The organism is Streptomyces arenae (assembly GCF_022343545.1).
In the GTDB taxonomy this organism is placed as follows: domain Bacteria; phylum Actinomycetota; class Actinomycetes; order Streptomycetales; family Streptomycetaceae; genus Streptomyces; species Streptomyces humi.
The window spans coordinates 40,286-48,152 of sequence record NZ_JAKQYH010000001.1; the positions used below are offsets into that span (position 1 = coordinate 40,286).

Sequence of the window (7,867 nt, forward strand, 5' to 3'; positions counted from 1 at the left end):
GGGGTTGTGGCGGTGGTCGGGGGGTGGAAGTGGTGGTGGCGTGTGGTGGGGGGTGCGGGGACGGCGGGGGGTGTTCATGTCTGGTCTGCCGATCCCAGCTTCGCCAGCAGGCCGGTCAGTACGTCCGGGGAGACGGTCACGCTGTCGATGCGCGGCAGGTTCTCGGCGAGCCGGCTGCCCGTGAGCGCGTGCAGCGTGGCCACGTCGACCTCGCCGTGCACCCGCAGCCAGGCCGCCTGCGCCGCGGCCCGCGCCTCGCCGACCTCCCGTGCCGCCGCAGCCTCGGCCCGCGCCAGCGTCACCGCCCGCGCCGCCTCCGCCTCGCCCAGCTTCACCGCCCGCGCCGCCTCGGCCTCCGCGAGCTTCACGGACCGCGCGGCCTCCGCCTCCGCCAGCTTCACGGACCGCTTCGCCTCCGCCTCCGCCAGTTTCACCGTGCGGGTTGCCTCCGCCTCCGCGCGGACCGCGTCGGCCGCCGCGTGCTCCTCCGCCTCGCGCCGCGCGTTGGTGCCCCGCTGGTCCACCAACTGCTCCTCGCGGCGGGCCAGTTCGATCTGGCTGGCCAGCTCGTTCTCGGCGATCGCCCGCTCCCGTTCGACGGCCACCGCCCGCCGCTCGTAGGTGGCCCGGTCCGCCTCCTGCTGGATCTGCTCACGGGCCGGGGTGCGCAGCGCCCGCTCCACCTCCGGCTCGGGGCGCAGCGCCATCACGCGGACGGCCACCACCTCGATCCCGGTCGCCGGGAGGCGGGGCTCCGCGGCCAGCCCGGCGGCGATCCGCTCCCGTACCGCCGCCACCCCGTCCACCAGGGCCTCGGCCAGCGCGGTGCGGGCCAGCACGGCCAGCGCGTGCTGCTGGGCCGTCTCCGTGAGCAGCGTGCCGAGCTGCTCCAGCGGTGTGCCGCGCCAGACGCCGGTGTCCGGGTCGAGGGAGAAGTCGAGGCGGGCGGCGGCCACCGCCGGGTCGCCGACGCGGTAGGTGACCGTCGCCTGCACCGCCACGTCCTGGAAGTCGGCCGTACGGGCGTGGAAGGTCATCGCCAGTTCGCGGTCGTCGACCGGCACCTCGGAGATCGCGGCGGACAGCGGCCGGAACCAGAAGCTCAGCCCGGATCCCTCGTGCGCCAGCCTGCCGGAGCTGTGGTGCCGGATGTGCGCCGTCGGAGCCCCGCGCAGATGGCGCCAGCCCAGGCGCCGGGTGATGTCGGCCATGAGGCCCCCTCGTCTTCCGAATCCACTCAACCAACTGGATCAACTGGATCCACCTGTTGGGCAATCTTTAGAGTCATCATGACCATAATCCTGGTCGCGTTTGTCGTCAAGGGGACGAAAACAAGAAGACGGGAAACGGCCGAGCCGGGGGTGAACACGGTCCTCGATGGTCAGGATGGAGTCATGGGATTCCACGTCGACTCCGAAGCCGGGCGGCTGCGCCGCGTCATCCTGCACCGGCCGGATCTGGAGCTCAAAAGGCTCACCCCCAGCAACAAGGACGCCCTCCTCTTCGACGACGTCCTCTGGGTGCGCCGGGCCCGCGCCGAGCACGACGGCTTCGCCGACGTCCTGCGCGACCGCGGTGTCGCCGTCCACCTCTTCGGCGACCTGCTCACCGAGGCCCTGGAGCTCCCCGCCGCCCGCGCGCTCGTCCTGGACCGCGTCTTCGACGAGAAGGAGTACGGCCCGCTCGCCACCGACCACCTGCGCGCCGCCTTCGAGAAGCTGCCGGCGCCGGAACTGGCCGAGGCCCTGGTCGGCGGCATGACCAAGCGCGAGTTCCTGGACGCGCACGAGGAGCCGACCTCCGTCCGCTTCCACGTCATGGACCTGGACGACTTCCTCCTCGAACCGCTCCCCAACCACCTCTTCACCCGCGACACCTCCGCCTGGGTCTACGACGGGGTCTCCATCAACGCCATGCGCTGGCCCGCCCGGCAGCGCGAGACCGTGCACTTCGAGGCGATCTACCGGCACCACCCGCTGTTCCGCGCCGAGCCGTTCCACGTCTGGTCGGAGGGGCAGGCCGCCTACCCCTCCACCATCGAGGGCGGCGACGTCCTGGTGATCGGCAACGGCGCGGTGCTGATCGGGATGAGCGAGCGCACCACCCCGCAGGCCGTGGAGATGCTCGCGCACAAGCTGTTCGCGGCCGGCTCCGCGCAGTCGATCGTGGCCCTGGACATGCCGAAGCGGCGGGCCTTCATGCATCTCGACACCGTGATGACGATGGTCGACGGCGACACCTTCACCCAGTACGCGGGCCTCGGCATGCTCCGGTCGTACACCATCGAACCCGGCGTCGGCGAGAAGGAGCTGAAGGTCACCGACCATCCGCCGGAGCACATGCACCGCGCGATCGCCGCCGCCCTCGGCCTGAGCGAGATCCGGGTGCTGACCGCCACCCAGGACGTGCACGCGGCCGAACGCGAGCAGTGGGACGACGGCTGCAACGTCCTCGCCGTCGAACCCGGGGTCGTGGTCGCCTACGAACGCAACTCCACCACCAACACGCACCTGCGCAAACAGGGCATCGAGGTGATAGAGATCCCGGGCAGCGAACTGGGCCGGGGCCGGGGCGGCCCGCGCTGCATGAGCTGTCCGGTCCAGCGGGACGCCGTGTGAGGAACCGCATGCACGGCGGGCGGCGCCTGTATAGAAATGTGGAATATCGTATAGACTTCCATAGTCCCTGAAGCCGACCCCTACCGCTGGAGCGCCCCCATGGCGACAGTCCCGACCGCCCTCGCCGGCCGCCACTTCCTCAAGGAGCTGGACTTCACGCAGGAGGAGTTCCGCGGGCTGGTCGAGCTGGCCGCCGAGCTGAAGGCGGCCAAGAAGGCCGGGACCGAGACCCAGCACCTGCGTGGCCGGAACATCGCGCTGGTCTTCGAGAAGACCTCCACCCGTACCCGCTGCGCCTTCGAGGTCGCGGCCGCCGACCAGGGCGCCGTCACCACCTACCTCGACCCGTCCGGGTCGCAGATCGGGCACAAGGAGTCGGTGAAGGACACCGCCCGGGTCCTCGGCCGGATGTTCGACGCGATCGAGTACCGCGGCCACGGCCAGGGCGTCGTGGAGGAACTCGCCGCGTTCGCCGGGGTGCCCGTGTACAACGGCCTCACCGACGAATGGCACCCCACCCAGATGCTCGCCGACGTGCTCACCATGACCGAGCACACCGACAAGCCGCTCACCGGCATCGCCTTCGCCTACCTCGGCGACGCCCGCTACAACATGGGCAACTCGTACCTCGTCACCGGCGCCCTGCTGGGCATGGACGTCCGGATCGTCGCCCCCCGGGTGCTGTGGCCTGACGAGACGATCGTCGCTCTCGCCCAGCGGCTGGCCGACGCGTCCGGTGCCCGGATCACGCTCACCGAGGACGTGAAGGAGGGCGTGCGCGGCGCCGACTTCGTCGCCACCGACGTCTGGGTGTCGATGGGCGAGCCCAAGGAGGTGTGGGACGAGCGGATCGCGCTGCTCGGCCCCTACGCCGTGACCATGGACGTGCTGCGCGCCACCGGCAACCCCGATGTCAGGTTCCTGCACTGCCTGCCGGCCTTCCACGACCTCGGCACCGACGTCGGCCGCGAGATCCACGAGCGGCACGGGCTGACCGAGCTGGAGGTCACCGACGAGGTGTTCGAGTCCGAGTACTCGGTCGTCTTCGACGAGGCCGAGAACCGGATGCACACCATCAAGGCGGTCCTGGTGGCCACGCTCGCCTGACCGGCCCTATCCTTTGCGGCGGCCCGGCACCACCCCTCGCCGGAGCCGCCACCGCGACCGAACCCGGGATCGCACCCGCACCACCAGAGAGAGCACCACCCGCATGCCCCGCATCAAGTCCCCGCACCTGCTGGTCGCCGAATCCGGCGCCGACCGCGCGGGCCACGGCCTCCGCCGCACCATGGGCCTCTTCCAGCTGATCTGCTTCGGCATCGGCGCGATCGTCGGCACCGGCATCTTCGTCGGCCTCTCCGACTCGGTCGCCCAGGCGGGCCCCGCCGTCGTCGTCTCCTTCGTCCTCGCCGCGGTCACCTGCGTCTTCACCGCCCTCTCCTTCGCCGAGCTGGGCGGCGCGATCCCGGTCTCCGGGTCGTCGTACTCCTTCGCCTACGCGGGTCTCGGCGAGACCACCGCCTTCCTGGTCGGCTGGTGCCTGCTCCTGGAGTACGGCATCTCGATCTCGGCCGTCGCCGTCGGCTGGAGCCAGTACGTCGACGAACTGCTGCACAGCCTCACCGGGCTCCAGCTCCCGCACGCGCTGGCCGCGGGCCCCGGCGACGGCGGGATCGTGAACCTCCCCGCGGTGATCGTGATCGCCATGGCCGCCGTCCTGCTGGTGCGGGGGGTGCGGGAGAGCGCCCGGGCCACCGCCGCGATGGCCGCCGTGAAACTCGCGGTCCTGCTCGCCTTCTGCGTGATCGGCTTCAGCGCCTTCAAGGACGGCAACCTCGTCCCGTTCTCCCCGGCCGGTCTCGGCGGCATCGGCGCGGGTACCACCGCCGCGTTCTTCTCGTACATCGGCTTCGACGCGATCACCACCGCCGGCGAGGAGGCCAAGAACCCGCGCCGGGACATCCCGGTCGCGATCCTCGTCTGCATGGGCGTGGTCACCCTGCTCTACTGCGCGGTCGCGCTCGCCGCGATCGGCGCCATCGGCGGCGAGCAGGTCGCCGGCCGTCCCGCCGCGCTCTCCTACGTCGTCAACGAGGTCACCGGGTCCGCGATCGGCGGCGGGGTGATCGCCTTCGGCGCGGTCGTCGCCATCGCCTCCGTGGTCCTCGCCGTGATGTACGGCCAGACCCGCATCCTGATGTCCATGTCACGGGACGGCCTGATCCCGCGCGTCTTCGAGAAGGTCTCCCCGCGGACCGCCACCCCGGTGGCCGGCACCCTGATCGTCGCGGCCGTCTTCGCGCTGCCGGCGGCCTTCGCCTCGCTGGACGCGGTGATGAACCTGTGCACCATCGGCACTCTCGCGATCATGGCCGTGGTGAACATCGCGGTGCTCGCCCTGCGCCGCCGCGAACCGGCGCTGGCCCGCACCTTCCGGGTGCCGCTCTACCCGGTCGTGCCCCTGCTGGGCGTCGGCTTCTGCCTCTATCTGATGTACGAGACCGGGTGGACGACCTGGGTCCAGTTCGCCGTCTTCCTGGTCGTGGGCCTGCTGGTCTACCTCGGCTACGGGCGCCGGAGGTCCACGCTGGCCACGGCGGCGGCCGTCACGCCGGACGCCACTGACGCGGTACTACAGGAAGCCTGAACCACACCGCCTTGCCGGACTCGGTGGGGCGGTGTCCGCAGGACGAGCTCAGCGCGCGGATCAGCAGCAGGCCACGGCCGCCCTCCTGCATGGGGTCGGGCTCCTCGATCACCGGACGGGTGAGATGGCCGGGCGGCGCCGGGTCCGGGTCGTGCACCTCGACCTTGCAGCCCCCCGGCAGCAGCTCCACGACCAGCTCTATCGGCCCCCTGCCCGCGGTGTGCTCCACCGCGTTGGCGACCAGTTCCGCCGTCAGCAGCTCGGCGGTGTCGGCGTCCGCCGCGTGCTCCGCCTCCTCCATCGCCGACCGCACCAGGGCACGCGCGACCGGCACGGCCGCGACGGTGTGCGGCAGCGCGACGCGCCAGGAGGCGGCGGAGGGGGAAGGCGGTTCGTACACGGCTGGTCCGTTCATGGCGCAGGCGATCACTGCTTGTCCTGCTTTCAACTGTAGGAATGGTACGGGTCCCGTCCCGGAGACCGTCGGTGCCCCCCGTACGGGACCTTCGTCCCGGCAACAGGGGGCTTACCCCGGCCGGCCGGCCCTCTCGCACATCCCCCTGCTCTGTTACCGCGTTATTGACGTGCCGTGACCTTGTGACGCGCGCGGGTGTGAAACGAAGGTGCCCCCGGCGATCGCCGGGGGCACCTCACACGCGGGCAGGTCAGCCGAGATCGACCATCCCCGCCGTCAGCGTCGCGCCGTCCGCCGGGTCGATCAGGATGAACGCGCCGGTGCGGCGGGAGACCGCGTAGGCGTCCAGCGGCAGCGGCTCCGCGCTGCGCAGGGTGATCCGCCCCAGGTCGTTCGCGGTCAGCTCACCGGCGCCCGCCAGGTCCCGGACGATCGCCTTGACGGTCCGGGTGGCGTGCTTGAGCAGCACCCGGTCGCCGACCCGCAGCGGCCGGTCGGCCAGATGGCACACGGCCGCCGTGACGTCCTGAGTGAGCACGGGCCCCCGTGCCCCCGCGGTGATCATGTCGCCGCGTGCGACGTCCCGCTGGTCGGCCAGGCGCACCCCGATGGACTGCGGGGCGTGGGCCGCCTCGACCGCGTTGCCGAGCACGTCGATCGCCGTGATCTCGGAGGTCTCCCCGGACGGGTGCACGGTGACCCGGTCGCCGACCCGGAGCGCACCGGAGACCAGCTGGCCCGCGTAGTGCCGGACGTCACCGTGCCGGATGACGTACTGGACCGGGAAACGGGCCGGGGCGTCGGCCGCGTCCGCCGCGACCGGGACGTTCTCCAGGAACTCCAGCAGGGCCGGGCCGCCGTACCAGGCCATGTGCGCGGAACGGTCGACCACGTTGTCGCCCGCCAGCGCGGAGACCGGGATCGCGGTGACCTCCGGGAGCCCCAGCTCGGCGGTCCCCGCGGTGAAGTCGGCGACGATCCGCTCGAACCCGGACCGCTCGTAGCCGACCAGGTCCATCTTGTTGACGGCGAGCACCACGTGCGGGACGCGCAGCAGGGCGGCCACGGCCGCGTGCCGCCGGGTCTGCTCCACGACCCCGTTGCGGGCGTCGACCAGGATGATCGCCAGTTCGGCGGTGGAGGCGCCGGTGACCATGTTGCGGGTGTACTGCACGTGGCCGGGGGTGTCGGCGAGGATGAACCGGCGCTTCGGGGTGGCGAAGTAGCGGTAGGCCACGTCGATGGTGATGCCCTGCTCGCGCTCGGCCCGCAGCCCGTCGGTGAGCAGCGCGAGGTCCGGGGTGTCCTGGCCGCGGCTGGCGGAGGCCCGTTCGACGGCCTCCAGCTGGTCGGTGAGGACCGACTTGGAGTCGTGCAGCAGCCGTCCCACGAGGGTGGACTTGCCGTCGTCCACGGAACCGGCGGTCGCGAAACGCAGGGTGTCGATGGTGGTGCTCATGTCTAGAAGTACCCCTCGCGCTTGCGGTCTTCCATCGCGGCCTCGGAGAGCTTGTCGTCGGCACGCGTGGCGCCGCGCTCGGTCAGCCGGGACGCGGCGATCTCCGCGATCACCTTCTCGATGCTGTCGGCGTCGGAGTCGACGGCGCCGGTGCAGGACATGTCGCCGACGGTCCGGTAGCGGACCTGGCGCTTCTCGACGGTCTCGCCGTCCTTCGGGCCGCCCCACGCGCCGGCCGTCAGCCACATCCCGCCGCGCCGGAACACCTCACGGTGATGGGCGTAGTAGATCTCCGGCAGCTCGATCTCCTCGCGGGCGATGTACTGCCAGACGTCCAGCTCGGTCCAGTTGGACAGCGGGAAGACGCGGACGTGTTCGCCGGGGGCGTGCCGGCCGTTGTAGAGGTTCCACAGCTCGGGGCGCTGGCGGCGCGGGTCCCACTGGGAGAACTCGTCGCGCAGTGAGAACACCCGTTCCTTGGCGCGGGCCTTCTCCTCGTCGCGGCGGCCGCCGCCGAACACGGCGTCGAAGCGCTCGCTCTGGATCTTCTCGGTGAGCGGCAGTGTCTGGAGGGGGTTGCGGGTGCCGTCGGGGCGCTCGCGCAGCACTCCCCGGTCGATGTAGTCCTGCACGGAGGCCACGTGCAGCCGCAGCCCGTGCCGCTCGACGGTGCGGTCGCGATATTCCAGGACCTCGGGGAAGTTGTGCCCGGTGTCCACGTGCAGCAG

General features: G+C 71.6%; 7 protein-coding genes. 3 read left to right on the forward strand and 4 right to left on the reverse strand.

From position 1 onward, the window contains the following. Positions 1–74: 74 nt before the first annotated feature. Positions 75–1,211, reverse strand: coding sequence for an SPFH domain-containing protein (locus MB828_RS00105; RefSeq protein WP_301646351.1), 1,137 nt, complete (start codon positions 1,209–1,211; stop codon positions 75–77). A 183-nt stretch (positions 1,212–1,394) separates the two neighbouring features. Between MB828_RS00105 and MB828_RS00110 the strand changes: the two genes are divergently transcribed. From MB828_RS00110 to MB828_RS00120, 3 genes are all read left to right on the forward strand, one after another. After that, positions 1,395–2,618 carry an arginine deiminase gene (locus tag MB828_RS00110; protein ID WP_301646352.1) on the forward strand — a complete coding sequence of 408 codons (1,224 nt, stop codon included), beginning with the start codon at positions 1,395–1,397 and terminating at the stop codon, positions 2,616–2,618. Positions 2,619–2,717: 99 nt separating this feature from the next. Continuing rightward, a complete protein-coding gene (gene argF, locus MB828_RS00115; RefSeq protein WP_301646353.1) occupies positions 2,718–3,725 on the forward strand; it encodes an ornithine carbamoyltransferase in 1,008 nt (335 codons plus the stop codon). Between the two features lie 103 nt (positions 3,726–3,828). Next, positions 3,829–5,265, forward strand: coding sequence for an amino acid permease (locus MB828_RS00120; protein ID WP_301646354.1), 1,437 nt, complete (start codon positions 3,829–3,831; stop codon positions 5,263–5,265). On the opposite strand, the gene MB828_RS00125 is transcribed toward MB828_RS00120, so the two are convergent. The 3 genes from MB828_RS00125 to cysD form a co-directional block, all read right to left on the reverse strand. Beyond that, on the reverse strand, positions 5,225–5,680 hold the full coding sequence (locus tag MB828_RS00125; RefSeq protein ID WP_133029142.1) for an ATP-binding protein: 456 nt from the start codon (positions 5,678–5,680) through the stop codon (positions 5,225–5,227). The genes MB828_RS00120 and MB828_RS00125 overlap by 41 nt on opposite strands. Before the next feature lie 250 nt (positions 5,681–5,930). After that, positions 5,931–7,139, reverse strand: coding sequence for a sulfate adenylyltransferase subunit 1 (locus MB828_RS00130; protein WP_301646355.1), 1,209 nt, complete (start codon positions 7,137–7,139; stop codon positions 5,931–5,933). A gap of 2 nt (positions 7,140–7,141) precedes the next feature. Continuing rightward, positions 7,142–7,867, reverse strand: a 726-nt coding sequence (cysD, locus tag MB828_RS00135; RefSeq protein ID WP_301646356.1) for a sulfate adenylyltransferase subunit CysD, incomplete at its 5' end; no start/stop codon positions are given.

Bases quoted from the DNA above. Each gene is read 5' to 3' on its own strand.
- MB828_RS00105 (WP_301646351.1), bottom strand. From the start codon at position 1,211: ATGGCCGACATCACCCGGCGCCTGGGCTGGCGCCATCTGCGCGGGGCT.
- MB828_RS00110 (WP_301646352.1), top strand. From the start codon at position 1,395: ATGGGATTCCACGTCGACTCCGAAGCCGGGCGGCTGCGCCGCGTCATC.
- argF (WP_301646353.1), top strand. From the start codon at position 2,718: ATGGCGACAGTCCCGACCGCCCTCGCCGGCCGCCACTTCCTCAAGGAG.
- MB828_RS00120 (WP_301646354.1), top strand. From the start codon at position 3,829: ATGCCCCGCATCAAGTCCCCGCACCTGCTGGTCGCCGAATCCGGCGCC.
- MB828_RS00125 (WP_133029142.1), bottom strand. From the start codon at position 5,680: ATGAACGGACCAGCCGTGTACGAACCGCCTTCCCCCTCCGCCGCCTCC.
- MB828_RS00130 (WP_301646355.1), bottom strand. From the start codon at position 7,139: ATGAGCACCACCATCGACACCCTGCGTTTCGCGACCGCCGGTTCCGTG.